Below are 25,359 nucleotides of genomic sequence, written 5' to 3' on the forward strand. Positions count from 1 at the left end.
GTGGCCTCGGGAGCCACGCACGCCCAGGACGTCGCCCGCGAGGCGCTCGAGCGCCTGGTCGTCGACGTGCCCGACTTCCCCGAGCCCGGGGTGGTGTTCAAGGACATCACCCCGGTCCTGGCGGACCACACCGGGTTCACCGCGGTCGTCCGCGCCCTCGCGGACGTCGGTCGTGCGGCCGACGGCACCGTCGTCGTCGACAAGGTCGTCGGCATGGAGGCCCGCGGGTTCATCCTGGGCGCGCCGGTGGCGCTCGCGCTCGGCACCGGGTTCGTCCCGGTGCGCAAGCCGGGCAAGCTGCCGAGGGAGACCCACCGGGTCTCCTACGACCTCGAGTACGCGTCGACGTCGCTGGAGATGCACCGCGACGCGATCGCGCCTGGCGACCGGGTCCTGCTCGTCGACGACGTGCTCGCGACCGGCGGCACGGCCCGCGCCGCCCACGAGCTCGTCGAGAGCTGCGGCGGCACCGTCACCGGTCTCGCCGTGCTGATGGAGCTCTCGTTCCTGCCGGGGCGCGCCACCGTCGGCGACCTGCCGGTCACCAGCCTGCTCGCTGTCTGACGATGCCTAGACTGTTCTGGTGACCGAGGGACGCACGGCTCCGCCCGACGGCACCGGCACGCCCACCGAGGCCCCGGCCGCCGCGACCTCGCCCGTGGAGCCCGCCGCGCCGACGAGGCCGAAGGCACCGAAGGCACCGAAGGGACCGGTGAAGGCGCCGCCCCGGGACGTCGCGACGCCCCCGGCACAGCCGGCGGCGCGGACGCCGCTGGAGCTGCCGTCCGAGCCGCGTCCGGAGCACGCGCCGCCCGGGCGCAGCATGCGCGCGCGCCTCGCCCGGATGGGCACCCGCAGCCAGCCCGGGAACCCCGTGCTCGAGCCGCTGTTCCGCTCGGTCCGCGCGAACCACCCGAAGGCCGACCTCGCGCTGCTCGAGCGGGCGTACCTCACCGCCGAGAAGATGCACGGCACCCAGATGCGCAAGAGCGGTGACCCCTACATCACCCACCCGCTCGCGGTCACCACCATCCTCGCCGACATCGGCATGACCGAGCCGACGCTGGTGGCCTCGCTGCTCCACGACACGGTCGAGGACACGCCGTACACGCTCGACCAGGTGCGTGCCGACTTCGGCGACGAGGTCGCGAGGCTGGTCGACGGGGTGACCAAGCTGGACAAGGTCCGGTACGGCGAGACCGCCGAGGCCGAGACCATCCGCAAGATGATCGTCGCGATGTCGCGCGACATCCGGGTGCTGGTCATCAAGCTCGCCGACCGGCTGCACAACATGCGGACCCTGCGGTACGTCAAGCAGGAGACCCAGGAGCGCAAGGCCCGCGAGACCCTCGACATCTACGCGCCGCTGGCCCACCGGCTGGGCATGAACACCCTCAAGTGGGAGCTCGAGGACCTCGCGTTCGCGACCCTGCACCCCAAGATCTACGACGAGATCGTCCGGATGGTCGCCGAGCGCGCGCCCTCGCGCGACCAGTTCCTCGCCGAGGTGATCGCCCAGGTCGAGCAGGACCTGCGCGAGGCCAAGATCAAGGCGAAGGTCACCGGCCGACCCAAGCACTACTACTCGATCTACCAGAAGATGATCGTCGGCGGCCGGGAGTTCTCCGACATCTACGACCTGGTCGGCATCCGGATCCTCGTCGAGGACGACCGCGACTGCTACAGCGTCCTCGGCGTGCTCCACTCGCGCTGGAACCCGGTCCTCGGCCGGTTCAAGGACTACGTCGCGATGCCGAAGTTCAACATGTACCAGTCGCTGCACACGACGGTCATCGGCCCGCAGGGCAAGCCGGTCGAGCTGCAGATCCGCACCTTCGCCCAGCACCGCCGGGCCGAGTACGGCGTCGCCGCCCACTGGAAGTACAAGGAGTCCGGCCGCGCCGGCGTCGACACCGAGCAGCGCGGCGACCTCGACGACATGACCTGGGTCCGGCAGCTGCTGGACTGGCAGAGCGAGGTCGAGGACCCGGGCGAGTTCCTGGAGTCGCTGCGCTTCGAGATCAACCGCGCCGAGACCTACGTCTTCACCCCACGCGGCGACGTGATCGCGCTGCCCTCGGGGGCCACCCCGGTCGACTTCGCGTACGCCGTGCACACCGAGGTCGGTCACCACACCATCGGCGCCCGGGTCAACGGCCGGCTGGTGCCGCTGGAGTCGACGCTGGAGAACGGCGACGTGGTCGAGGTCTTCACCTCCAAGTCGCCGACCGCCGCGCCGTCGCAGGACTGGCTGAGCTTCGTGAAGTCGCCGCGCGCCCGCTCCAAGATCCGGCAGTGGTTCACCAAGGAGCGGCGCGAGGAGGCCATCGAGCAGGGCAAGGAGCAGATCGCCCGGCTGATGCGCAAGGAGGGCCTGCCCCTCAAGCGGCTGATGTCCCACGAGTCGCTCACCCTCGCCGCCCGCCACTTCCACCACGCCGACGTCTCGGCGCTGTACGCCGCTGTCGGCGAGGGCAACCTGTCCGCGCAGGCCGTCGTACGCCGGGTGATCGAGGAGCACGGCGGCAGTGACAGCGCGCAGGAGGACCTCGCCGAGGCCGTGACCATCACCGGCCGCCGGGGTCGCACGAGGGCCACCGCCGCCGGCGACTCGGGCGTCATCGTCAAGGGCGCGCCCGACGTGTGGGTCAAGCTCGCGAAGTGCTGCACCCCGGTGCCGCCCGACGCGATCCTCGGCTTCGTCACCAAGGGCGGGGGAGTCTCGGTGCACCGCCAGGACTGCACCAACGCCGCGAGCCTGCATTCCCAGCCGGAGAAGCTGCTCGAGGTCGAGTGGGCGCCGACCGGCCAGTCGACGTTCCTGGTCAACATCCAGGTCGAGGCGCTGGACCGCAACCGGCTGCTCTCGGACATCACCATGGTGCTCTCCGACGCCCACGTGAACATCCTCAGCGCCAGCCTGTCGACCACCCGCGACCGTGTCGCCAAGACCCGGTTCACCTTCGAGATGGCCGAGGCCAAGCACCTCGACAACGTGCTCCGCGCCGTCCGCGGCGTCCCCGGCGTCTTCGACGCCTACCGCGTCACGCAGTAGGCGCGCCTGGCGCGGCGCGTGGGGGTACGCCGAGTCGGCGCTTGTGTCCGCGGCGTACGCCGGGTCGGCGTTGTGTGTCCGGTGGTCGAGCAGCGAAGGACGGAGTCCTGAGCGTGTCGAGGCCCCGGTAGCCGACCGCTGGCGGTGATAGGGGAGACCTCTTGGCTCACCGGGTTTCGACACGCTCCGGCGCCGGGGCGCCTTCGCTGCTCAACCACCGGTGGCGGGGCGGCGTCGTACGTCGAGTCGGCGCTTGTGTCCGGTGGTCGAGCAGCGAAGGACGGAGTCCTGAGCGTGTCGAGGCCCCGGTAGCCGACCGCTGGCGGTGCTCGACGAGACCTCTTGGCTCACCGGGTTTCGACACGCTCCGGCGCCAGGGCGCCTTCGCTGCTCAACCACCGGTGGCGGGGCGGCGTCGTACGTCGAGTCGGCGCTTGTGTTCGGTGGTCGAGCAGCGAAGGACGGAGTCCTGAGCGTGTCGAGGCCCCGGTAGCCGACCGCTGGCGGTGATAGGGGAGACCTCTTGGCTCACCGGGTTTCGACACGCTCAGGCGCTGGGGCGCCTTCGCTGCTCAACCACCGGTGGCGGGGCGGCGTCGTACGGCGAAGCGGCGCTTGTGTCCGGGGCGTACGTCGAGTCGGCGCTTGTGTCCGGTGGTCGAGCAGCGAAGGACGGAGTCCTGAGCGTGTCGAGGCCCCGGTAGCCGACCGCTGACGGTGCTCGGCGAGCTTCTCGGCTCACCGGGTTTCGACACGCTCAGGCGCTGGGGCGCCTTCGCTGCTCAACCACCGGTGCGAGCGACCCGAGTCAGCCCGAGAAGTCCGCCGATGCGCGCTTGGCCATCTCGAGGAACTGCTGGCGGGAGGCGAGGTTCTCCTCCAGCTCGCGGATCTTCTTCTCGTTGCCGGCGGCCCGCGCCTTCTCGAGGTCGGCCTCGACCTTCGCGATCGCGTCCTCGAGCTTGCTGACCATGTCCTCGGCGCGGGCGGACTTCTCGGGGTCGGACTTCTTCCAGGCCTCGTCCTCGACCGCGCGGATCGCCTGCTCGACCTTGCGGATCCGGGCCTCGAGGTCCTTCATCCGGTCGCGGGGGACCTTGCCGGCGGCGTCCCAGCGGTCGGCGATGTCGCGGAACGTCCGCTTGGCGGCGTCGACGTCGCCGATGGGCAGCAGCGCCTCGGCCTCGACGAGCAGCGCCTCCTTGACCTCGGCGTTCGCGCTGAACTCCTCGTCCATCGCGGCGTTGGCCGCGTCGCGGGCGCCGAAGAACGCGTCCTGCGCGCCCCGGAACCGCTTCCACAGCGCGTCGTCGACGTCCTTGGGGGCAGGCCCCGCGGCCTTCCAGTCGCGCATCAGGTCGCGGTAGCGCCCGGCGGTCACCCCCCAGTCGGTGGAGCCGGCCAGCGACTCCGCCTCGGTGGCGAGCCGCTCCTTGACGGCGCGGGCACCCTCGCGCTTCTCGTTGAGCTCGGCGAAGTGCGCCTTGCGGTGCCGGGTGTACGCCGTCCGCGCGGTCGAGAACCGGCGCCACAGGGCGTCGTCGGAGGACCGGTCGATGCGGGGGAGCGCCTTCCACTGCTCGAGCAGGTCGCGCAGCCGGTTGGCGCCGTTGCGCCAGTCCGACCCCTCGGCGACCGCCTCGGCCTGCGCGACGATCCCCTCCTTGGCGGTCTTGGCCTCGGCGTTGCGCTGGGCCCGCTCCTCGCGCCGGGCCTCGCGCTGGCTGGCGATCACCGGCCCGAGCGCGTCGAGCCGCCCCGCGAGGGAGGCGAGGTCGCCGACGGCGTTGGCGTCGACCACCTGGGCGCGGACGGTGCGCACTGACTCGACGGCCTCCTCGGGCGACAGCACGCCCGAGGTGACCCGCTTCTCGAGGAGCTCGACCTCGAAGGCGAGGGCGGCGTACCGCTCGGTGAAGAAGGAGAGCGCCTCCTCGGGAGTGCCTTCGGGGTACTGCCCCACGGAGCGTTCGCCGTCGGCGGTCTTCACGTAGACGGTGCCGTCGTCGTCGACGCGGCCCCACTCATGGCTCGTCACTGCTGGTCCTCGCTCGCGCTGTACGGCGGACAGGTGGAGGCGCCCACTCTAGTCACGCCCCCCACGAGCGGGTGCGCGTTGCCGCGCGGAACCGGTGCGACACGCCGTCAGGCGCCTCGGTACTGTGACCAGGTGTTGATCGCCGGCTTCCCCGCAGGTCCGTGGGGCACCAACTGCTACGTCGTCGCCACCGGCGCCGGTGCCGAGTGCGTGGTGGTCGACCCCGGCAAGGACGCCGCCGAGGGCGTCGACCAGGTCGTCACCGAGTACGGCCTGAAGCCGGTGGCCGTCCTGGTCACCCACGGGCACATCGACCACATGTGGTGCGTCGCCCCGGTCGCCGGCACGTACGACGCGACCGCGTGGATCCACCCCTCCGACCGGCACCTGCTCTCCGACCCGATGGCCGGCATGTCCCGCGAGACCACGCAGATGCTGCTCGGCGGCGACTACTCGTGGGCCGAGCCCGACGACGTGCGCGAGCTGAGCGACCAGCAGGAGATCGAGCTGGCGGGGCTGACCTTCGTCGTCGACCACACCCCCGGCCACACCCAGGGCTCGGTCACGTTCCGCACGCCGTACGCCGACGCGGAGGTCAGCGAGGTGATGTTCTCCGGCGACCTGCTGTTCGCGGGCTCCATCGGCCGCACCGACCTGCCCGGCGGCGACCACCCCACGATGCTGCGCAGCCTGACCACCAAGGTGCTGCCGCTGGCCGACGACGTCGTGGTGCTGCCCGGGCACGGCGAGCAGACGTCCATCGGCCGCGAGCGCGCCACCAACCCCTACCTGCTCGACCTGCTCGACCGGGGCGACGCGGGCCGAGTGACCCGAGGTCTCTGAGCAGATGAGCGACACCACCCTCGCGGCACCCAAGGGCGTGCCGGAGTACCTCCCGCCCGACTCCGCGGCCTGGCTCGCGGTCGCCGACGCGCTCCGCACGCCGGCGGTCAACGCCGGCTACGGGTACGTCGAGCTGCCCGTCTTCGAGGACACCTCCCTCTACGTCCGCGGCGTCGGTGAGTCCACCGACGTCGTGAGCAAGGAGATGTACACCTTCGAGGACCGCGGTGGCCGGTCGCTGACCCTGCGCCCCGAGGGCACCGCCGGCGTGATGCGCAGCGTCATCGAGCACCGCCTCGACCGCGGCCCGCTCCCCGTCAAGCTCTGGTACGCCGGCCAGTTCTTCCGCGCCGAGCGCCCCCAGCACGGCCGCTACCGCCAGCTCCAGCAGCTCGGCATCGAGGCGATCGGCTCCGAGGACCCGGTGCTCGACGCCGAGGTGATCACGATCGCCGACGACGGCTACCGCGCGCTCGGCCTCACCGGCTACCGCACCGAGCTGACCAGCCTCGGCTGCGCCGAGTGCCGGCCCGCCTACCGCGAGCGGCTGACGGCGTACCTCGCCGGGCTGGACCTCGACGAGGCCACCCGCGCCCGCGCCGTCCAGAACCCGCTGCGCGTCCTCGACGACAAGCGCCCCGAGGTGCAGGCGCAGCTCGCCGGCGCGCCGCTGATGCTCGACCACCTGTGCGCCGAGTGCGCCGACCACTTCGGCGAGGTGCGCTCCTCGCTGGACGCCAACGGGACGGCGTACGTCCTCAACCCGCGGCTGGTGCGCGGCCTGGACTACTACACCCGCACCACCTTCGAGTTCGTCCACGACGGCCTGGGCGCCCAGTCCGGCATCGGCGGTGGCGGACGGTACGACGGCCTGATGGCGCAGCTCGGCGGCCAGGAGCTCTCCGGCATCGGGTTCGGGCTCGGCCTGGACCGCACCTTCCTGGCCTGCCGCGCCGAGGGCCTGCAGGTCGGCCCCGAGCGCCTCCTCGACGTGTACGTCGTCCCGCTCGGCGCCGCGAAGGCCCGCGCCGCGCTGCTCGCCACCGAGCTGCGCCGCGCCGGCGTGCGCACCGACCTCAGCTACGGCGGTCGCGGCCTCAAGGGCGCGATGAAGTCCGCCGACCGCTCCGGGGCGGCGTACGTCGTCGTCCTGGGGGAGCGCGACCTCGAGCAGGGCGTCGCCCAGCTCAAGGACCTCGCGACCGGCGACCAGACGCCGGTCCCGCTCGACCAGCTCACCACCCACGTCAAGGAGCTCCTCCCGTGATCCGCACCCATGACGCCGGCGCCCTCACGCTGCCTGCGCACGTCGGCTCGACCGTCACCCTCGCCGGGTGGGTGGCCAACCGTCGCGACCACGGCGGCGTCGCCTTCATCGACCTGCGCGACGCGTCGGGCGTGGTCCAGGTGGTGATCCGCGACCCGGAGGTGGCGCACCCGCTGCGCAACGAGTTCTGCCTGAAGGTGACCGGCGAGGTCGTCGAGCGCACCGAGGGCAACGTCAACCCCAACCTGGCCACCGGCGCCTACGAGGTGGTCGCCTCCGACGTCGAGGTGCTCAGCGCCGCGGCCCCGCTGCCGTTCCCCATCAGCGACCACGTGGACGTCGGCGAGGAGGCGCGCCTGAAGTACCGCTACCTCGACCTGCGCCGCAGCGGCCCCAACCACGCCCTGCGCCTGCGCAGCAAGATCAACAAGGCCGCCCGGGACGTGCTCGAGAGCCGCGAGTTCGTCGAGATCGAGACGCCCACCCTCACCCGCTCCACCCCCGAGGGCGCCCGCGACTTCCTGGTGCCCGCCCGCCTGCACCCGGGCAGCTGGTACGCCCTGCCGCAGAGCCCGCAGCTGTTCAAGCAGCTGCTGATGGTGGCCGGCATGGAGCGCTACTACCAGATCGCCCGCTGCTACCGCGACGAGGACTTCCGCGCCGACCGCCAGCCGGAGTTCACCCAGCTCGACATCGAGATGAGCTTCGTCGAGCAGGAGGACGTCATCGAGCTGATGGAGGAGGTCCTCGCGGCGATGTGGCGCCTGATCGACGTCGAGATCCCCCGCCCGATCCCGCGGATGACCTACGCCGAGGCGATGGCGCGCTTCGGCTCCGACAAGCCGGACCTGCGGATGGGCCTCGAGCTCGTCGAGTGCACCGACTACTTCAAGAACACCCCGTTCCGGGTCTTCCAGGCCGAGTACGTCGGCGCGGTCGTGATGCCCGGGGGCGCCAGCCAGCCGCGCAAGAAGCTCGACGCGTGGCAGGAGTGGGCCAAGCAGCGCGGTGCCAAGGGACTGGCCTACGTGCTGGTCGGTGAGGACGGCACGCTCAGCGGCCCGGTCGCCAAGAACATCACCGACGAGGAGAAGGCCGGCCTGGCCGCGCACGTCGGGGCCCAGCCGGGGGACTGCATCTTCTTCGGCGCCGGCGCCACCAAGTCCAGCCGCGCCCTGCTGGGGGCCGCGCGCCTGGAGATCGGCCGCCGCGGCGGGCTGATCGACGAGAGCGCGTTCGCGTTCACCTGGGTCGTGGACGCGCCGCTGTTCGAGCCGAGCTCCGAGGCGGTCGCCAGCGGCGACGTGGCGGTCGGCGCCGGGTCGTGGACGGCCGTCCACCACGCGTTCACCAGCCCCAAGCCGGAGTTCCTCGACACCTTCGACACCGACCCCGGCACCGCGCTGGCCTACGCCTACGACATCGTCTGCAACGGCAGCGAGCTCGGCGGCGGCTCCATCCGGATCCACCGCGAGGACGTCCAGAAGCGGGTCTTCGCGGTCATGGGCATCTCCGAGGAGGAGGCCCAGGAGAAGTTCGGGTTCCTGCTCGACGCGCTCCAGTACGGCGCGCCGCCGCACGGCGGCATCGCGATCGGCATGGACCGGATCGCGGCGATCCTCGCCGGGGCGGAGTCGATCCGCGACGTCATCGCGTTCCCGAAGTCGGGCGGCGGGTTCGACCCGCTCACGGCCGCTCCTGCGCCGATCACGGCCCAGCAGCGCAAGGAGGCCGGGGTCGACGCCGCCGTGGCGAAGAACGTCCCGACGTCGCCCTGATCGACAAGACGTCTCGACCTTCGAGACCAGATCGTTACTCGCGGGTGATCGCCGGTACCCCGAGGTTCACATAGAGTCACCGGCGGCGCCGGGATCATGCGCCGCTCTTCGACTAACCGAACACCAGATGGGAAGAGCATGTCGCTGCCGCCGGTTTCCGCCGAGACGCTCGGTCACCTGAGCGACGAGGCGCCTGAGGCACCCGAGGACCCGAAGACCGGCGAGCCGGTCAAGAGCCAGTCCCCGCTGAAGATCGCCGCTGGGCGGCTGCGTCGCGACAAGGTCGCGATGGTCTGCCTGGTCATCGTGGTCATCTTCGTGCTGATCGGCATCTTCGCCGGCAGCATCGCGAAGCTCTTCGGCGTCGAGACGGGGCCGGGCAACCCGGCCCGGGACCTGGACTTCCTCAACGGCGGCATGCCGCGGGAGGGGCCGCCGAACGGCGGCTTCGACCCCGACCACCCGTTGGGCATCGCGCCGCAGACGGCGGAGGACAACCTCGCGGTCCTGCTCTACGGCCTGCGCACCTCCTTGATGATCTCGGTGCTGGCCACGATCGTCGCCTCGCTGATCGGCGTGGTCCTCGGGCTGACCGCCGGGTTCCTCGGCGGCGTCGTCGACAAGATCATCTCCTTCTTCATCGATCTCTTCCTGACGCTGCCCTACATCCTGATCGCCTTGATCGTGGCGCCGATCCTCAACGAGCGCTTCGCGCTCCGGCCCGAGATCTACTCACAGATGCAGCTGATCTCGCTCGTGGCGATCCTGGCCGGGTTCGGCTGGATGTCGGTGGCGCGCCTGGTGCGCGGCGAGGTGCTCTCGCTGCGCGAGCGGGAGTTCATCCTCTCCGCCGAGGTGATCGGCATGCCGACCCGGCGGATCATGTTCCGCGAGCTGCTGCCCAACCTGACGGCGCCGATCGTCGTCGCGGTCTCGTTGATGCTCCCGGCGTTCATCGCCGCCGAGGCGGCGCTGGCGTTCCTCGGCGTGGGGATCACCCAGGGCGAGTCCCTCGGGCAGACCATCGGCCAGGCCGTGAACTACTTCGAGCTCTACCCGCTCTTTCTCTGGGAACCACTGATCGCCATCGTGGTGCTGGTCGTGGCCCTCAACCTGCTCGGGGATGCCATTCGCGACGCGGTGGACCCCAAGACCCGTCGTTGACGGTGTTCGGAAATGTGGTCGCGGGCTTGGGTTCGTGGCACGGATGAAGAGGAAAGGCAAGACACGATGAAGCGAAGCAAGTCGCTCGCAGCCGTCGCGTGTGTCGCCCTCGTCTCGACCCTCGCTGCCTGTGGTGGCGACGGGGACGACGGCGGCGACAACCCGACCAGCGACCGTAAGTTCGAGCAAGCCGCATCCGGCTTCGGCAAGGTCCCCGACGCCGAAGGACCGGCGCCGGAGGTCGAAGGGGCCACGGCCGGTGGCGAGATCACCGTGCTGGTTCCGCTCGACCCGGGCCCCGAGGACCTCGACCCGACGAACGGCTGGTCGGTGCTGGGCAACTCCATCCAGCAGGCGTACACGAACCGCTCCCTGACCCAGTACCGCCGCAACGCGGACGGTGACATGGAGCTGGTCCCCGACATCGCCACGGACCTCGGTCGCCCCAACGAGGACTTCACCGAGTGGACCTTCACGATCAAGGACAACGTCCGCTGGGAGACCGGTGACCCGGTGACCCCGGAGGAGGTCAAGTTCGGCATCGAGCGCTCGTTCGACACCGAGACCTTCACCTCCGGCCCCGGCCAGGCCTACTCGGTCGGGACCATCGACTGCGGTGAGGACTACGCCGGTCCGGAGAAGTCGGGCGACTGCCCCGGCATCACCACCGACGGCCAGGACATCACCATCAAGATGGTCAAGCCGTTCCCGGACATGGACTTCTGGGGCTCCTTCATGGCGATGGGCCCCGTCCCGCTCGAGAACTCCGAGTTCCCGGCGTACGGCCGCGACCCGCTCGCGACCGGCCCCTACGTCATCGACGAGTTCCGGGTCAACGAGAGCCTGACGCTGACCAAGAACCCCGAGTGGGACCCGGCCAGCGACCCGGCCCGGCACCAGTACGCCGACAAGCTGATCTTCAAGTTCGACCAGGACCAGGCGAAGGCCGACCAGATCCTGCTCAGCGACAGCGCCGAGTCGCAGACCATCATCTCGAACAAGCTGGGCGCGACCAACGCCAGCAAGCTCGAGGAGGTCCTCGGGGACCGCTTCATCCAGCAGACCGGTCAGTGCGTGAGCTACAAGAACCCTGACTACACCAAGATCACCGACATCAACGTCCGCAAGGCCATCGCCTACGCGTACGACTTCGACAACATCATGCTGGCCGGCGGCAACATCCCCGGCGTCACCCGGATCGAGGCGAGCGCGATCATGCCTCCGGGCATGTCGGGCCGCAAGGAGTACTTCCCGGACGGCGAGCAGATCACCTTCCAGCCCGAGAAGTCCAAGGAGCTCCTCGCTGAGGCCGGCGCCGAGGGCTACAAGCTGACGATGATCTACGACGACTCCGACCCCGTGCTCAAGGCGTCTGCCGAGCAGGAGAAGAAGGGCTACGAGCAGGGCGGCTTCACCGTCGAGATGATCCCGTACCAGGAGGACTACTACGCCCTCTACGACGACATGAACAGCCCGATCAACAAGAAGCTGAACCTCCGTAACTCCAACTGGTGCTCGGACTGGCCCTCGGCGTCGACGATGATCCCGCCGCTCCTCCAGACCGGCCAGGCGTACAACACGTCGTACTTCTCCGAGCAGGAGATCGACGACCGGATCGAGGAGATCGCCACCCTGCCGCTCGACGAGCAGCCGGGTGCCTGGGGCGACCTCGACGAGCAGATCGGGACCGAGTTCTTCCCGCTCATCCCGGTTGCCTACCGCAACGACCTCTTCGGTGCGGGCTCCAAGATCGGTGGCTTCACTGGTGACGCCGCCATGAGCGCGATCAACTACAAGGACCTCTACGTCATCCAGTGACGTGCCGTCCGACTAGCACAACCGCGTAGTCAGTCGGATGGGGGCCGGGTCCGCCCGGCCCCCATCCGTCCTGCGCGTAGCCTGATTCCCCCGTGCCACTGTGGCCGCTGAGAGGTGCTGGACGTGTTCGCCTACATCATCAAGAGAATCCTCGCTGGCGTCGTCGTCATCGTGCTCGTCTCGATGGCGGTCTTCGCCCTGTTCTGGTACGGCCCGTCGAGCCCCGCGCGGCCGATCTGCCTGCAGGAGACCGGCAACCGCTGCACGGCCGAGCGGTTGGCGAACTATGAGGAGCAGCTCGGCTACAACAACTCGATCGTCTCCGAGTACGGCACCTACGTGAAGGGCGTCTTCGTCGGGCGCGAGATCCAGATCGGCAACACCACCATCGACTGCACCGCGCCCTGCCTCGGCATCTCCCAGCGCACCCGCGGGCTGGTCTGGGACGAGCTCATCGAGCGGCTCCCTGCGACCATCTCGCTGGCCGCCGGCGGCGCGGCCCTCTACCTCCTCCTCGGCGTCCCCATCGGGGTCGCCGCCGCGCGCAGGCGCGGCACCACCGCCGACAAGGTCCTGGTCAGCAGCTTCCTGTTCGTCAGCTCGGTGCCCTACTACCTCTTCGCCCTGCTCGCGTGGCTCTACTTCACGCTCATCTGGGACGTCCCGATCCTGGGCTCCAGCGGCTACACCCCGCTGCTGGAGAACCCCGGCAAGTGGTTCACCGGCCTGCTGCTCCCGTGGCTGTGCCTGGGCATCTTCGGGTGCACCCAGTACACCCGCTACACCCGCGGCGCCATGGTCGAGACCCTGAGCGAGGACTACATCCGCACCGCGAAGGCCAAGGGTCTGTCGGCGAACACCGTCGTCTACAAGCACGGCCTGCGCAGCGCCCTGGTGCCGGTCGTGACGATCTTCGGCATCGACCTCGGCGTCCTGCTCGCCGGGACGCTGTTCACCGAGCGGATCTTCGAGATCCAGGGCATCGGCCTGTGGGGCCTGCGTGCGGTCTACCAGCTCGACCTGCCGGTGGTCTCCGCCACCGCGTTGTTCGGCGCCATCATCATGGTCATCAGCAACCTGCTCGTCGACATCGTCTACAGCGCCCTCGACCCCCGGGTGCGGCTGTCGTGAGTCCCTCCTCCGTCGAAAGGTCAGGCACCACCGTGTCCGACAGCGACCCGTTCCTCGTCGTCGAGGATCTCTCCGTCGAGTTCCCCACGCCCGACGGCCCCGTCCGTGCCGTCAACGGGGTCTCCTACACCCTCGAGCTCGGGAAGACCCTGGGCATCGTGGGGGAGTCGGGCTCCGGCAAGTCCGTCTCCAGCATGGCGATCCTCGGCCTGCACGACCCGAAGATGTCGACCATCGAAGGGTCGATCCGGGTCGGCGGCCAGGAGGTCGTCGGGCTCAGCGAGCCCGAGATGCGCAAGCTCCGCGGCAACCGCGTGGCGATGATCTTCCAGGACGCGCTGGCCGCCCTGCACCCGTTCTACCGGGTCGGCGACCAGCTCGCCGAGGCCTACCTCGTCCACCACCCCAAGGCCTCCAAGCGGGACGCCCGACGCCGTGCGATCGAGATGCTCGACCGGGTCGGCATCCCGCAGCCCGACGGCCGCGTCGACGACTACCCCCACCAGTTCTCCGGCGGCATGCGGCAGCGCGCGATGATCGCGATGGGCCTGATCAACGACCCGTCCCTGCTGATCGCCGACGAGCCCACCACCGCGCTGGACGTGACCGTGCAGGCGCAGATCCTGGACCTGCTCCAGGACCTCCAGCGGGAGTTCAACTCGGCGGTCGTCATCATTACCCACGACCTGGGCGTGATCGCCGAGACCGCCGACGACGTCCTGGTGATGTACGCCGGCCGCGCGGTCGAGTACGGCACCACCAAGCAGCTGCTGACCAGGCCCTCGATGCCCTACACCTGGGGGCTGCTCTCCAGCGTCCCCGACGTGCAGGCCGACACCGACGCCCGGCTGATCCCGATCCCGGGCAACCCGCCGAGCCTGTTGAACCCGCCCTCGGGCTGCAAGTTCCACCCGCGTTGCGTGCACCGCGACAAGGTGCCCGGCGACCTGTGCCGCACGATGCAGCCCGAGCTGCTGCCGGTGCGGCCCGGGGAGCTCCACCTCAAGCGCTGCCACATCGCCGACCCCGAGGCGGTGTACGTGCAGGAGGTCCTGCCCGAGATCGCCCCCGAACTGGTCGAGGAGACCCGGTGACCGACAAGATCACGACCTCCGAGACGAGCCCCGAGCCGGCCGTGCCGGCCGCGTCCGTCGGTGAGGACCTGTTCCAGCAGGAGGCCGAGCAGGGCCACACCGCCGCGAGGCTCGACCCCACCGCGAAGCCGGTGCTGCAGGTCGAGGACCTGCGGATGTACTTCCCGGTGCGGTCCGCCGGTCTGGTGCGCCGGACCGTGGGCCACGTGCAGGCCGTCGACGGGATCTCCTTCCAGGTGCCCGAGGGCGGGTCCCTGGGCCTGGTCGGCGAGTCCGGCTGCGGCAAGTCGACGACCGGCAGGCTGATCACCCGGCTGTACAAGCCGACCGGCGGCAGCATGCACTTCGAGGGCCAGGACATCGCGCAGATGTCCAAGCGCGAGCTCAAGCCGGTGCGCCGCAACGTGCAGATGATCTTCCAGGACCCCTACACCTCGCTGAACCCGCGGCACACCGTCGGCTCGATCGTCGGGGCGCCGCTCTCGGTGCACAACGTGGTGCCGAAGGACAAGATCATCTCGCGGGTCCAGGAGCTGTTCGAGGTCGTCGGCCTCAACCCCGAGCACTACAACCGCTACCCGAACGAGTTCTCCGGCGGCCAGCGCCAGCGGATCGGCATCGCCCGGGCGCTCACGCTGAACCCGAAGCTGCTCGTCGCCGACGAGCCCGTCTCGGCGCTGGACGTCTCGATCCAGGCGCAGGTGATCAACCTGCTCCAGGACGTCCAGAAGGAGTTCGGGATTGCGTTCCTCTTCATCGCCCACGACCTGGCGGTGGTCCGGCACTTCTGCCCCGAGGTCGCGGTGATGTACCTCGGGAAGATCGTCGAGATCGGTGATCGGGAGACCCTCTACAACCGTCCCCACCACCCCTACACCCAGGCGCTGCTCTCCGCGGTGCCCGACGTGAAGCAGGCGGCCATCGGCGGCCGGCGCGACCGGATCCGCCTGCAGGGCGACGTCCCGAGCCCGGTCAACCCGCCGTCCGGCTGCCGGTTCCGCACCCGCTGCCACCTCGCCCAGGACATCTGCGCCAAGGTCGAGCCGCCGCTGCTGCAGATCGGCCCCCGCCACAAGGTCGCCTGCCACTTCGCGAGCGAGCTGGGCAAGGCGCCGAAGACCCCGGTGACCGCCGGGCTGCTGGGGGTCGACGACCGGGGCAACCCGAGCGGTGCGGCGTCCACCTCGCCGACCACCGACCTGACCCAGGGGTCCGGGTACGCCGACACCTGGTTCGACGTGAACACCCGCACCGTCGCCGGCACCGGCCGCTGACCCGGGCCGTCGGCCGCGTCAGGGGCATCTCCTAGGCTCGCTGGCGTGGACGGACTCTTCGACGTGCCCCGCCCCGGCGGGGGCGGGGGCGGCGGCTCCCTGGCGGCCAACACGCACGCCTCGGCACCGCTGGCGGTGCGGATGCGTCCGCGCACGCTCGACGAGCTGGTCGGCCAGGAGCAGCTGCGCGCGCCCGGGGCGCCGCTGCGCCAGCTGATCGAGAACGACCAGTCGATGTCGCTGCTGCTCTGGGGCCCGCCCGGCACCGGCAAGACCACCATCGCCTCGATCGTCAGCCAGCAGACCGACCGTCGGTTCGTGGAGGTCTCAGCGGTCTCGGCGGGCGTCAAGGAGGTACGCGCGGCGATCGACACGGCCCGCGCCGAGCTGGTGGCGACCGGTCGCGAGACCGTGCTGTTCGTCGACGAGGTGCACCGGTTCAGCAAGGCGCAGCAGGACGCGCTGCTGCCCGGCGTCGAGAACCGTTGGGTCACGCTCGTCGCGGCCACCACCGAGAACCCCTTCTTCTCGGTGATCTCCCCGCTGCTGTCCCGCAGCCTGCTGCTGCGGCTGGAGTCGCTGACCGACGACGACGTGCGCGCCGTGGTGCGGCAGGCGCTCACCGACGAGCGCGGCCTCGCCGACCGCTTCACGATCGACGACGACGCGCTGGACCACCTGGTCCGGCTGGCCGGCGGCGACGCTCGCCGTTCGCTGACCTACCTGGAGGCCGCGGCCGGTGCCGCGACGTCCACGGGCTCGACGACGATCGACCTGGCCACGGCCGAGACCGCCGTCGACCAGGCGGCGGTGCGCTACGACCGCCAGGGCGACCAGCACTACGACGTCACCAGCGCGTTCATCAAGTCGGTCCGCGGGTCAGACGCGGACGCCGCGCTGCACTACCTGGCCCGGATGATGGTGGCGGGGGAGGACCCGCGCTTCATCGCCCGCCGGCTGATGATCATCGCCAGCGAGGACATCGGGCTCGCCGACCCCACCGCCCTGACCACCGCGGTCGCGGCCGCGCAGACCGTGCAGCTGATCGGGATGCCGGAGGCCCAGCTGACCCTGGCGCACGCCACGATCGCGCTGGCGGTGGCCCCGAAGTCCAACGCCGTGACCACGGCGATCGGCGCCGCGATGGCCGACGTCAAGGCGGGCAAGATCGGGCCGGTGCCGGCGCACCTGCGCGACGCGCACTACTCCGGCGCCAAGAAGCTCGGCCACGGCGCGACGTACACCTACAGCCACGACGCGCCGTACGGCATCGCCGAGCAGCAGTACGCCCCCGACGTCGTCCTCGACGCGACGTACTACCAGCCGACCTCGCTCGGCGCGGAGGCCGCGGTCAAGGAGCGCTGGGAGCGGGTCCGGAGGCTGGTCCGGGGCCGCCGGGCCACGGGATAGGGTCGAGCATCATGACCGACCAGATCATGGCTGCGGCCGCCGGGCTCACGGCGCTGCTCGCGCTGCTGCTCGCGGCCGTCGCCCTGCGCGCACGGGGCCGCGCCGCCGGGGCGCTGGCCGAGGCGCGCGCCGAGACGGCCGTGCTGCGCGAGCGGCTCGACGCGCTGGAGCTGCGGTCCGCCCCGGTACCCCGTCCCGAGCCGGTCGACCAGGAGTTCGTGATCACCCGGCTCGGCGAGCCCGAGCCCGTGGCACCCGCCCCCACCGTCGAGGGCCGGCTCTTCGCCGACCTGGTGCTGCGCGAGTCGGTGGTGCAGGCCGCGTCGCTGGCCCACGGAGTACGCCGGGCGCTGGCGCCGGAGGTCCGCAACCGGATCCGGTTCGAGATGCGCCGCGAGGTCAAGCTCGCCCGCAAGCGGCGGCGCGCCGAGCTGCGCGAGGCCAAGCGCGCCTGGCAGACCCGCGAAGGCACGGCGGCATGAGCTCACCCCACGAAGCCGCTCGCTCCGCTCACGCCTCCGCGGGGACCCCGGTATGAGGCGCGGCCTCTGGTTCGTCGCCGGGGCCGGGGCGGGGGTCTACGCGATGGTGCGTGGCCGCCGTGCCGCCGAGGCGCTGACCGTCGACGGCCTCCAGGACCGCTGGGGCGCCGTCACCGCCGGCGCGCGGATGTTCCGCGACGAGGTCGCCCAGGGCAAGGCCGAGGCCGAGACCGACCTGCGCGCCCGGCTCGGCCTGGTGCCCCACGGCCGGCCCGAGCTCGTGGCACCCAGCAGCACCACCACTCCGGGAACGATCCCCGAGATCAGCAGCACCGACGAGGAAGGCACCACCTGATGGACACCGCGGAGATCCGACGGAGGTTCGTCGCGCACTTCGAGCGCGCCGGCCACACCCCCGTGCCGTCCGCGTCGCTGCTGCTCGACGACCCCAACCTGCTGTTCGTCAACGCGGGCATGGTGCCGTTCAAGCCGTACTTCCTCGGCCAGGAGACCCCGCCGTACGCCCGCGCGACGAGCGTGCAGAAGTGCGTGCGGACCCCCGACATCGAGGACGTCGGCAAGACCACGCGGCACGGCACGTTCTTCGAGATGTGCGGCAACTTCTCCTTCGGCGACTACTTCAAGGAAGGCGCCATCGAGCTCGCCTGGGAGCTGTGCACCAAGCCCCTGGCCGACGGCGGGTGGGGCCTGGACCCCGCGCGCCTCTACCCGAGCGTCTACGACCAGGACGCCGAGGCGGTCGCGCTCTGGAAGAAGGTCACCGGCCTGCCCGACGAGCGGATCCTGCGCCTGGGCAAGCGCGAGAACTACTGGTCGATGGGCGTGCCCGGACCGGGCGGCCCGTGCTCGGAGCTGCTCTACGACCGCGGCCCCGAGTTCGGCCCCGACTTCGACCCCGCCGCGCTCGGCCCGGACATGCCGGTCGAGCTCGAGGACCGGCTGCTGGAGATCTGGAACCTCGTCTTCATGCAGGACGAGCTCAGCGCCGTGCGCAGCAAGAGCGACTTCGACATCGCCGGCTCGCTGCCCAAGCGCAACATCGACACCGGCATGGGCCTGGAGCGGGTGGCGTTCCTGCTGCAGGGCAAGCAGAACATGTACGAGATCGACGTGATGTTCCCCGTCATCGAGAAGGCCATGGCCCTCACCGGCAAGCGGTACGGCGCGGGCGGCGCCCAGGGCCACGAGGACGACGTCCGGTTCCGCGTGGTCGCCGACCACGTGCGCAGCTCGATGATGCTGATCGGCGACGGCGTCACCCCCGGCAACGAGGCCCGCGGCTACGTGCTGCGCCGGCTGCTGCGGCGCGCCGTCCGCTCGATGCGGCTGCTCGGCTACGAGGACCCGGCGCTGCCGGAGCTGCTGCCGATCTCGCGCGACAAGATGGGGGAGACCTACACCGAGCTGCACCGCGACTGGGACCGCATCTCCCGCGTCGCGTACGCCGAGGAGGAGGCGTTCCGCAAGACGCTCCAGGCCGGCACCCAGATCTTCGACCTGGCCGCCACGGAGGTGAAGCGGTCGGGCGCCGACCGGCTCTCCGGGGAGAAGGCGTTCGCGCTCCACGACACCTACGGCTTCCCGATCGACCTCACGCTCGAGATGGCCTCCGAGGCCGGGCTGAGCGTCGACGAGCCGGGCTTCCGGGCCCTGATGGCCGAGCAGCGCGAGCGGGCCAAGGCCGACGCCCGCGCGAAGAAGGGCCAGCACGCCGACACCACGGTCTACCGCGGCATCCTCGACGCCCACGGGCCCACCGACTGGCTGGCCTACGAGACCCTCGAGACCGAGTCGCGGGCGCTGGCGGTGCTGCAGGCGGGCGCGCCGGTCGGCTCGCTCGCCGAGGGCGAGGTCGGCGAGCTGGTGCTCGACCGCACCCCGTTCTACGCCGAGTCCGGCGGCCAGGCCGCCGACGCCGGCATCATCGAGCTCGACGGCGGCCGGCTCGAGGTGCTCGACGTGCAGCGCCCGGTGCGCGGCCTGGTCGTCCACCAGGTGCGGGTGCTCGAGGGCGAGCTCGACACGGGCTCCGCGCTGCACGCGAAGGTCGACCCCGAGTGGCGCACCGGCGCCCGCCAGGCGCACTCCGGCACCCACGTCGTGCACGCCGCGCTGCGCGAGGTGCTCGGCCCCTCGGCCCTGCAGTCCGGTTCCTACAACCGGCCGGGCTACCTGCGCCTCGACTTCGGGTGGACCACCGGCCTGTCCGCCGACCAAGTTCGCGACATCGAGCTGGTCTCCAACCAGGCCCTGCGCGCCGACCTGCCGGTCTCCTGGCAGTACATGACGCTGCCGGAGGCCAAGGAGTGGGGCGCGATCGCGCTGTTCGGCGAGACCTACGACGACACCAAGGTGCGGGTCGTCGAGATCGGCGGCCCGTGGTCGCGCGAGCTCTGCGGCGGCACCCACGTCGACCACTCCTCCCAGATCGGCACGATCGTGGTGACCGGGGAGGCCTCGGTCGGCTCCGGCAACCGGCGCATCGAGGCGTTCACCGGCGTCGAGGGCTTCGCCTACCTGGCCCGCGAGCGCGACGTCGTCGACCAGCTGACCAGCCTGCTCAAGACCCGCCCCGACGACCTCGTCGGCCGGGTCGGCGACCTCGTCGAGCGGCTGCGCGCCGCGGAGAAGGAGGTCGAGCGGGCCCGGCTCGGCCAGCTCCTCGCCGGTGGTGCGCAGCTCGCGGCCGGCGCGGCGGTGATCGGCGGCGTGCACGTGGTCGCCCACCGGGTCGACGGCGCCAGCGGCGGCGACGTCCGCACGCTCGCGATGGACGTCCGCGGCCGGCTCCCCGACGGGGCGCCGGGTGTGGTGGTGGTCATCGGCGCCGCCGACGGCAAGGTCTCGGTCGTCGCGGCGACCACCGAGGCGGCCCGCGACCTCGGGCTCAGCGCGAACGACCTGGTGCGCGCGGTCGGCCCGCTCGTCGGCGGCAAGGGCGGCGGCAAGGCCGACGTCGCGCAGGGCGGCGGCACCGACGCCTCCCGGATCGACGAGGCGCTGGCGCTCGTGCACACCGAGGTCGCCCGCGCGACCGGGGGGTCCTGAGCGGGTGCGGCACGGCACACGACTCGGCATCGACCCGGGGGACGCCCGGATCGGGGTGGCGCGCAGCGACCCCACGGGGTTCCTCGCGACGCCGGTCGAGACCGTGCGCCGTGGGCGCGGCGACCTCGCGCGGATCGCCGCGCTGGTCGCCGAGCACGAGGTCGTGGAGGTGGTCGTCGGGCTGCCGCGGTCGCTCTCGGGCCGGGAGGGACCGGCGGCGGTGAAGACCCGGGAGTTCGCCGGCCGGCTGGTCCGCGCCGTCGCGCCGGTGCCGGTCCGGCTGGTCGACGAGCGTCTGACCACGGTGTCGGCGGAGGCTATGCTGCGCGACCGTGGCCGCAAGGGAACCTCGCGGCGCGCCGTGGTCGACCAGGCCGCGGCGGTGCTGATCCTGCAGCACGCACTGGACACCGAACGGGCGACGGGGACCGCGCCGGGCGAGATCGTCGAGGAGACGGCATGAGCGACCAGCACGACTCCACGCAGACCAGTGGGCGCGAGCACGACGACTCCGGGATCCTGCCGCGCACGATCGACGAGCCGGCCGGCGACGGCGGCGCGACGTACGTCCCGGGCGGCGCCCGCCGGGCCCGGAAGCGGCGGGGCCGCAGCCTCTCCGGCTGCCTGGCCGTGCTGGTGGCCTTCGGGATCGTCGCGGGGCTGCTGTACGTCGGCGTCACCGCCGGCCTGGACCGGCTGCGCGACCAGTTCGGCGACCCCGAGGACTACCCCGGGCCGGGACGCGGCAACGTCAGCTTCGAGGTCGCCCAGGGTGACAGCGTCGCCCAGATGGGCCGCAACCTGAAGGAGGCGGGCGTCGTCGCCTCGGTCGACGCATTCACCGACGCCGCCTCCGCGAACCCCGGCGCCAGCTCCATCCAGGTGGGCTTCTACCCCCTGAAGAAGGAGATGCCGGCCGCCGACGTCGTGGACGTGTTGGTCGACCCGAGCAACATCGTGACCCAGACGGTCACCGTGCCCGAGGGGCTGCGCGTGGTCGACATCGTCGACGTGCTCGCCAAGGGCACCGACTTCCCCGCCGCAGCGTTCGAGAAGGCGCTCGACAACCCGGCGAAGATCGGTCTCCCCGAGTACGCCGAGGGCAACGCCGAGGGCTACCTGTTCCCCGCGACGTACGCGTTCGCGCCCACCGCCAAGCCGGTCGACATGCTCCGGCAGATGGTGGCCCGCTGGCAGCAGGCCGCCGAGGACGCCGACCTCGAGGGCGCCGCCGCCGCGCTGGACCTCACCCCGCACGAGCTGATGACGGTCGCCAGCCTGGTCGAGGCCGAGGGCCGCGGCGACGACATGCCCAAGATCGCCCGGGCGATCTACAACCGGCTCAGCCCCGACAACACCGAGACCAACGGACTGCTGCAGATCGACGCCACGGTCAACTACGCGCTGGGCCGCAACCTGGGCGTGGCGATCAGCGAGGAGGACCTGCAGGTCGACTCGCCGTACAACACCCGGCTCTACCCGGGTCTCCCGCCGGGGCCGATCGAGGCGCCCGGCGACGCGGCGATCCGGGCGGCCGCCAAGCCCGCCGACGGGCCCTGGCTGTACTGGATCACGGTCAACCTGAAGACCGGCGAGACGAAGTTCGCCGAGACCCTCGACGAGTTCAACCGCTACAAGGCGGAGTACCTCGAGTACTGCGAGACCTCCGACGCCTGCTGACGTGAGGTGCGCCGTCCTGGGTGACCCGGTCGCCCACTCGCTCTCGCCGGTGCTGCACCGCGCGGGGTACGACGCCGCGGGCCTGCCCGACTGGTCCTACGACGCGGTCCGGGTGCCGGCCGGCGGGCTGCGCGCCTTCGTCGAGGGGCTCGACGGGTCCTGGCGCGGGCTCTCGGTCACCGCCCCGCTCAAGCACGAGGTGGTCGAGGTGGCCACCGAGATCACCGACCGGGCCCGGCTGGTCGGCGCCGCCAACACCCTGGTGCTGGGGGAGGGCGGGCCGCTCGCCGACAACACCGACCTGCCCGGCGCGGTCGCCGCGGTCCGCGAGCGGTACGACGGGCCGGTCACCGCCGCGACCGTGCTCGGCGCGGGCGCCACCGCGGCCTCGACCGGGCTGGCGATGGTCGAGCTCGGCGCGCGCACCGTCGTCCTGCTGGCCCGGTCGCCCGAGCGCGCCGCGCGGGTCGCCGCCGTCGTCGCCGCGCACCCCGCGCGGCCGCGGGTCGAGGTCGGCTCGATGGCCGACGACGCGGTGCGGGGCGACGTGGTGGTCTCGACCGTCCCGGCCGCCGCCCAGAACCCCGACCTGGTCGCCCGCTGCGGAGCCGCCGCGGTCGTGTTCGAGGTGCTCTACGACCCGTGGCCCACGCCGCTGGCGGCGGCCGCGGGCGACCGGCCGCTCGTCGGGGGCCTGGACCTGCTGCTGCACCAGGCCGCGCTCCAGTTCGCGCTCTTCACCGGGGTGCCGGCGCCCCTGGACGCGATGCGGGCCGCCGGGGAGCGCGCGCTCGCGGAGCGCGCTGCCGGGTGAGCCCCGAGGCGACCGTCGTCCTGGCGGCAGTGCTCTGCGCGGTCGGGGGCGCCCTGGGGCCCACGCTCGTCGCGCGTGTCCCCGAGCCAGCGCCGTCGCCGGAGCCGGAGCCCGCGGGCCTGCCCAAGGTCCGGTACGCCGAGGTCGCCGCGCGTCCCCGGCTGGCGGTGTGGACGACCCTGGTCAGCGGCCTGGCCGGCGCGCTGGTCGGGCACGCCGTCGGCTGGGACGCCGCGCTCGTCGGGCTGCTGCCGCTGGTGCCGGTCTGCGTCGCGCTGGCGGTGGTCGACCTGCACACCCGGCTGCTGCCCCGGGTCGTGGTGCTGCCGGCCACCGGCGTGCTGCTGGTCCTGGCCGTCCTCGGAGCCGCCGTCAGCGGCGACCCCGACCCCCTGGTCCGCGCGGTGGTCGGCATGGTCGCGGCCCGCTCGTTCTTCTGGGTGCTGTGGTTCGTGCACTCCGCCGGCATGGGGTTCGGCGACGTCCGGCTCGCGGCGCTGCTGGGGCTGGCGCTGGGCCACCTCGGCTGGGCCGAGCTCGTCGTCGGCACGTACGCCGGGTTCCTGCTGTTCGCCGTGCCCGGCTTGCTGCTGGCGATCGCCCGGCGCGACCTCGGGCTGCTGCGCGCGTCGTACCCCTTCGGGCCCGCGATGATCGCCGGCGCCCTGCTCGGGGTGGTCGCCGGGCCGGCGGTCCTGGACGGTCTCGTCGGGCGGTGACCCCCGCGGACCGGCGTACCCCTCGTGGGAGACTGACGCCATGCTGCGTTGGCTCACTGCGGGCGAGTCCCACGGCCCGTCCCTGGTCGCCATCCTCGAGGGTCTGCCCGCGCACGTCGCGCTGACCAGCGAGGACGTCCGCGACTCGCTCGCCCGGCGCCGGCTCGGCCACGGCCGCGGCGCCCGGATGAAGTTCGAGCAGGACGAGGTCACCATCGTCGGCGGGGTCCGCCACGGCCGGACCCAGGGCGGCCCGGTGGCGATCCAGGTCGGCAACACCGAGTGGCCCAAGTGGGAGCAGGTGATGTCCGCCGACCCGGTCGACCCCGTCGAGCTGGAGGCGATGGCGCGCAACGCGCCGCTCACCCGTCCCCGCCCGGGCCACGCCGACCTCGCCGGCATGCAGAAGTACGACTTCGACGACGCCCGCCCGGTGCTCGAGCGCGCCTCCGCCCGCGAGACCGCCGCCCGGGTCGCGCTCGGCCGGGTGGCGAGCAACTTCCTCGAGCAGTCCGTCGGCGCCCGCATCGTCTCCCACGTCATCGAGCTCGGCGGCGTGCGCGCCCCCGACGGGCTGTGGCCCGAGCCCGACGACGTGGCCCGGCTCGACGAGGACCCGGTCCGCTGCCTGGACCCCGAGACCTCCGCGGGGATGGTCGCGGCGATCGACCAGGCCCACAAGGACGGCGACACCCTCGGCGGCGTCGTCGAGGTCGTCGTCCACGGCCTGCCGCCGGGGCTCGGCTCCTACGTGCACTGGGACCGCCGGCTCGACTCGCGCCTCGCGGGCGCGCTGATGGGCATCCAGGCGATCAAGGGCGTCGAGGTCGGCGACGGGTTCGCGCTCGCCGCGACCCCCGGCTCGCTGGCCCACGACGAGATCGTGCCGACCGCCGACGGCATCCGCCGCACCAGCGGCCGCTCCGGCGGCACCGAGGGCGGGATGACCACCGGCGAGGTGCTCCGGGTCCGGGCCGCGATGAAGCCGATCGCGACCGTCCCGCGGGCCCTGCGCACCGTCGACCTCGCCACCGGCGAGGCGTCCGTGGCCCACCACCAGCGCTCCGACGTCTGCGCCGTCCCCGCCGCCGGCATCGTCGCCGAGGCGATGGTCGCGCTGGTGCTGGCCGACGCGGTCACCGAGAAGTTCGGCGGCGACTCGGTGCAGGAGACCCGGCGCAACGCCGAGTCCTACCTCGACACCCTGCGCTACCGATGAGTCCCCGCGTCGTCCTGGTCGGCCCGATGGGCGCCGGCAAGACCACCGTCGCGGGCCTGCTCGCCGAGGCCTGGGGCGTCCCCGTGCGCGACACCGACGAGGACGTCGTCGCGGCGGAGGGCCGGTCGGTCAGCGACATCTTCGTCGACGACGGCGAGGACCGCTTCCGCGAGCTGGAGAAGGCCGCCGTCGCGACCGCGCTCGCCGAGCACGACGGGGTGCTCGCCCTCGGCGGCGGCGCGATCCTGGACGCCGACACCCGCGCGCTGCTCGCCGGCCACCGGGTGGTCTACCTCCGGGTCGGGCTCAGCGACGCCGTGAAGCGGGTCGGCCTCGGCGTCGGCCGGCCGCTGCTGCTGGGCAACGTGCGCGCCCGCATCAAGTCGCTCCTCGACGAGCGCGCCGGCCTCTACGAGGAGGTCGCGACGCACGTCGTCGACACCGACGGCCGCCCGGCCGAGGAGGTCGCACAGGAGGTCCGGGAGGTGCTGGGATGAGCCGGGG

General features: G+C 72.0%; 21 protein-coding genes. 20 read left to right on the forward strand and 1 reads right to left on the reverse strand.

Annotation, left to right across the window (positions count from 1 at the left end; genetic code table 11):
- Entirely contained in the window at positions 1–564 is a 564-nt protein-coding gene (locus tag H4O22_RS09010) for an adenine phosphoribosyltransferase (protein ID WP_182526653.1), read from the forward strand.
- Between the two features lie 259 nt (positions 565–823).
- Positions 824–3,055, forward strand: coding sequence for a RelA/SpoT family protein (locus H4O22_RS09015; RefSeq protein ID WP_182527045.1), 2,232 nt, complete (start codon positions 824–826; stop codon positions 3,053–3,055).
- A gap of 808 nt (positions 3,056–3,863) precedes the next feature.
- On the opposite strand, the gene H4O22_RS09020 is transcribed toward H4O22_RS09015, so the two are convergent.
- Positions 3,864–5,093 (reverse strand): DUF349 domain-containing protein, encoded by a 1,230-nt coding sequence (locus H4O22_RS09020; RefSeq protein ID WP_182526654.1) that lies wholly within the window; start codon positions 5,091–5,093, stop codon positions 3,864–3,866.
- A 132-nt stretch (positions 5,094–5,225) separates the two neighbouring features.
- Here H4O22_RS09020 and H4O22_RS09025 point away from each other — a divergent pair, with 132 nt between their 5' ends.
- From H4O22_RS09025 to H4O22_RS09110, 18 genes are all read left to right on the forward strand, one after another.
- On the forward strand, positions 5,226–5,936 hold the full coding sequence (locus H4O22_RS09025) for an MBL fold metallo-hydrolase (RefSeq protein WP_182526655.1): 711 nt from the start codon (positions 5,226–5,228) through the stop codon (positions 5,934–5,936).
- Positions 5,937–5,940: 4 nt separating this feature from the next.
- The gene (gene hisS / locus H4O22_RS09030; protein ID WP_182526656.1) at positions 5,941–7,203 is read left to right on the forward strand and encodes a histidine--tRNA ligase; all 1,263 of its coding nucleotides are present in this window, start codon (positions 5,941–5,943) and stop codon (positions 7,201–7,203) included.
- Positions 7,200–8,981, forward strand: a complete 1,782-nt coding sequence (gene aspS / locus H4O22_RS09035; RefSeq protein WP_182526657.1) for an aspartate--tRNA ligase — start codon at positions 7,200–7,202, stop codon at positions 8,979–8,981. Before hisS ends, aspS begins: the two co-directional genes overlap by 4 nt.
- 138 nt (positions 8,982–9,119) lie before the next feature.
- Positions 9,120–10,145: an ABC transporter permease gene (locus tag H4O22_RS09040; RefSeq protein WP_182526658.1), complete on the forward strand. Its 1,026-nt coding sequence runs from the start codon at positions 9,120–9,122 to the stop codon at positions 10,143–10,145.
- Positions 10,146–10,211: 66 nt separating this feature from the next.
- On the forward strand, positions 10,212–11,963 hold the full coding sequence (locus tag H4O22_RS09045; RefSeq protein ID WP_182526659.1) for an ABC transporter substrate-binding protein: 1,752 nt from the start codon (positions 10,212–10,214) through the stop codon (positions 11,961–11,963).
- 123 nt (positions 11,964–12,086) lie between these two features.
- Positions 12,087–13,094, forward strand: a complete 1,008-nt coding sequence (locus H4O22_RS09050) for an ABC transporter permease (RefSeq protein WP_182526660.1) — start codon at positions 12,087–12,089, stop codon at positions 13,092–13,094.
- Between the two features lie 32 nt (positions 13,095–13,126).
- Positions 13,127–14,188 carry an ABC transporter ATP-binding protein gene (locus tag H4O22_RS09055; RefSeq protein ID WP_182526661.1) on the forward strand — a complete coding sequence of 354 codons (1,062 nt, stop codon included), beginning with the start codon at positions 13,127–13,129 and terminating at the stop codon, positions 14,186–14,188.
- Positions 14,189–14,256: 68 nt separating this feature from the next.
- Positions 14,257–15,462: an ABC transporter ATP-binding protein gene (locus H4O22_RS09060; protein ID WP_182527046.1), complete on the forward strand. Its 1,206-nt coding sequence runs from the start codon at positions 14,257–14,259 to the stop codon at positions 15,460–15,462.
- A 45-nt stretch (positions 15,463–15,507) separates the two neighbouring features.
- Positions 15,508–16,872, forward strand: a complete 1,365-nt coding sequence (locus H4O22_RS09065) for a replication-associated recombination protein A (protein WP_244963171.1) — start codon at positions 15,508–15,510, stop codon at positions 16,870–16,872.
- Positions 16,873–16,883: 11 nt separating this feature from the next.
- Complete coding sequence (locus tag H4O22_RS09070; protein ID WP_182526662.1) at positions 16,884–17,354, forward strand: hypothetical protein; 471 nt, start codon at positions 16,884–16,886, stop codon at positions 17,352–17,354.
- Between the two features lie 52 nt (positions 17,355–17,406).
- Positions 17,407–17,709: a DUF6167 family protein gene (locus tag H4O22_RS09075; protein ID WP_182526663.1), complete on the forward strand. Its 303-nt coding sequence runs from the start codon at positions 17,407–17,409 to the stop codon at positions 17,707–17,709.
- On the forward strand, positions 17,709–20,423 hold the full coding sequence (gene alaS, locus H4O22_RS09080; RefSeq protein WP_182526664.1) for an alanine--tRNA ligase: 2,715 nt from the start codon (positions 17,709–17,711) through the stop codon (positions 20,421–20,423). The genes H4O22_RS09075 and alaS overlap by 1 nt, the downstream gene beginning before the upstream one ends.
- Before the next feature lie 4 nt (positions 20,424–20,427).
- Positions 20,428–20,886, forward strand: coding sequence for a Holliday junction resolvase RuvX (gene ruvX / locus H4O22_RS09085; protein ID WP_182526665.1), 459 nt, complete (start codon positions 20,428–20,430; stop codon positions 20,884–20,886).
- Positions 20,883–22,103, forward strand: coding sequence for an endolytic transglycosylase MltG (mltG, locus tag H4O22_RS09090; RefSeq protein ID WP_182526666.1), 1,221 nt, complete (start codon positions 20,883–20,885; stop codon positions 22,101–22,103). The genes ruvX and mltG overlap by 4 nt, the downstream gene beginning before the upstream one ends.
- A 1-nt stretch (position 22,104) precedes the next feature.
- The gene (locus tag H4O22_RS09095; protein ID WP_182526667.1) at positions 22,105–22,917 is read left to right on the forward strand and encodes a shikimate dehydrogenase; all 813 of its coding nucleotides are present in this window, start codon (positions 22,105–22,107) and stop codon (positions 22,915–22,917) included.
- Positions 22,914–23,636, forward strand: a complete 723-nt coding sequence (locus H4O22_RS09100; protein ID WP_182526668.1) for a prepilin peptidase — start codon at positions 22,914–22,916, stop codon at positions 23,634–23,636. The genes H4O22_RS09095 and H4O22_RS09100 overlap by 4 nt, the downstream gene beginning before the upstream one ends.
- Positions 23,637–23,676: 40 nt before the next feature.
- The gene (gene aroC, locus H4O22_RS09105; RefSeq protein WP_220451327.1) at positions 23,677–24,855 is read left to right on the forward strand and encodes a chorismate synthase; all 1,179 of its coding nucleotides are present in this window, start codon (positions 23,677–23,679) and stop codon (positions 24,853–24,855) included.
- A complete protein-coding gene (locus H4O22_RS09110) occupies positions 24,852–25,352 on the forward strand; it encodes a shikimate kinase (protein WP_182526669.1) in 501 nt (166 codons plus the stop codon). Before aroC ends, H4O22_RS09110 begins: the two co-directional genes overlap by 4 nt.
- Positions 25,353–25,359: the final 7 nt, after the last annotated feature.

Source organism: Nocardioides dongkuii (assembly GCF_014127485.1).
Taxonomy (GTDB): Bacteria; Actinomycetota; Actinomycetes; order Propionibacteriales; family Nocardioidaceae; genus Nocardioides; species Nocardioides dongkuii.

Coding starts and splice junctions, on each gene's coding strand:
- H4O22_RS09015 (WP_182527045.1), top strand. CDS start 824: ATGCGCGCGCGCCTCGCCCGGATGGGCACCCGCAGCCAGCCCGGGAAC.
- hisS (WP_182526656.1), top strand. CDS start 5,941: ATGAGCGACACCACCCTCGCGGCACCCAAGGGCGTGCCGGAGTACCTC.
- H4O22_RS09040 (WP_182526658.1), top strand. CDS start 9,120: ATGTCGCTGCCGCCGGTTTCCGCCGAGACGCTCGGTCACCTGAGCGAC.
- H4O22_RS09045 (WP_182526659.1), top strand. CDS start 10,212: ATGAAGCGAAGCAAGTCGCTCGCAGCCGTCGCGTGTGTCGCCCTCGTC.
- H4O22_RS09070 (WP_182526662.1), top strand. CDS start 16,884: ATGACCGACCAGATCATGGCTGCGGCCGCCGGGCTCACGGCGCTGCTC.
- H4O22_RS09075 (WP_182526663.1), top strand. CDS start 17,407: ATGAGGCGCGGCCTCTGGTTCGTCGCCGGGGCCGGGGCGGGGGTCTAC.
- alaS (WP_182526664.1), top strand. CDS start 17,709: ATGGACACCGCGGAGATCCGACGGAGGTTCGTCGCGCACTTCGAGCGC.
- mltG (WP_182526666.1), top strand. CDS start 20,883: ATGAGCGACCAGCACGACTCCACGCAGACCAGTGGGCGCGAGCACGAC.
- aroC (WP_220451327.1), top strand. CDS start 23,677: ATGCTGCGTTGGCTCACTGCGGGCGAGTCCCACGGCCCGTCCCTGGTC.
- H4O22_RS09110 (WP_182526669.1), top strand. CDS start 24,852: ATGAGTCCCCGCGTCGTCCTGGTCGGCCCGATGGGCGCCGGCAAGACC.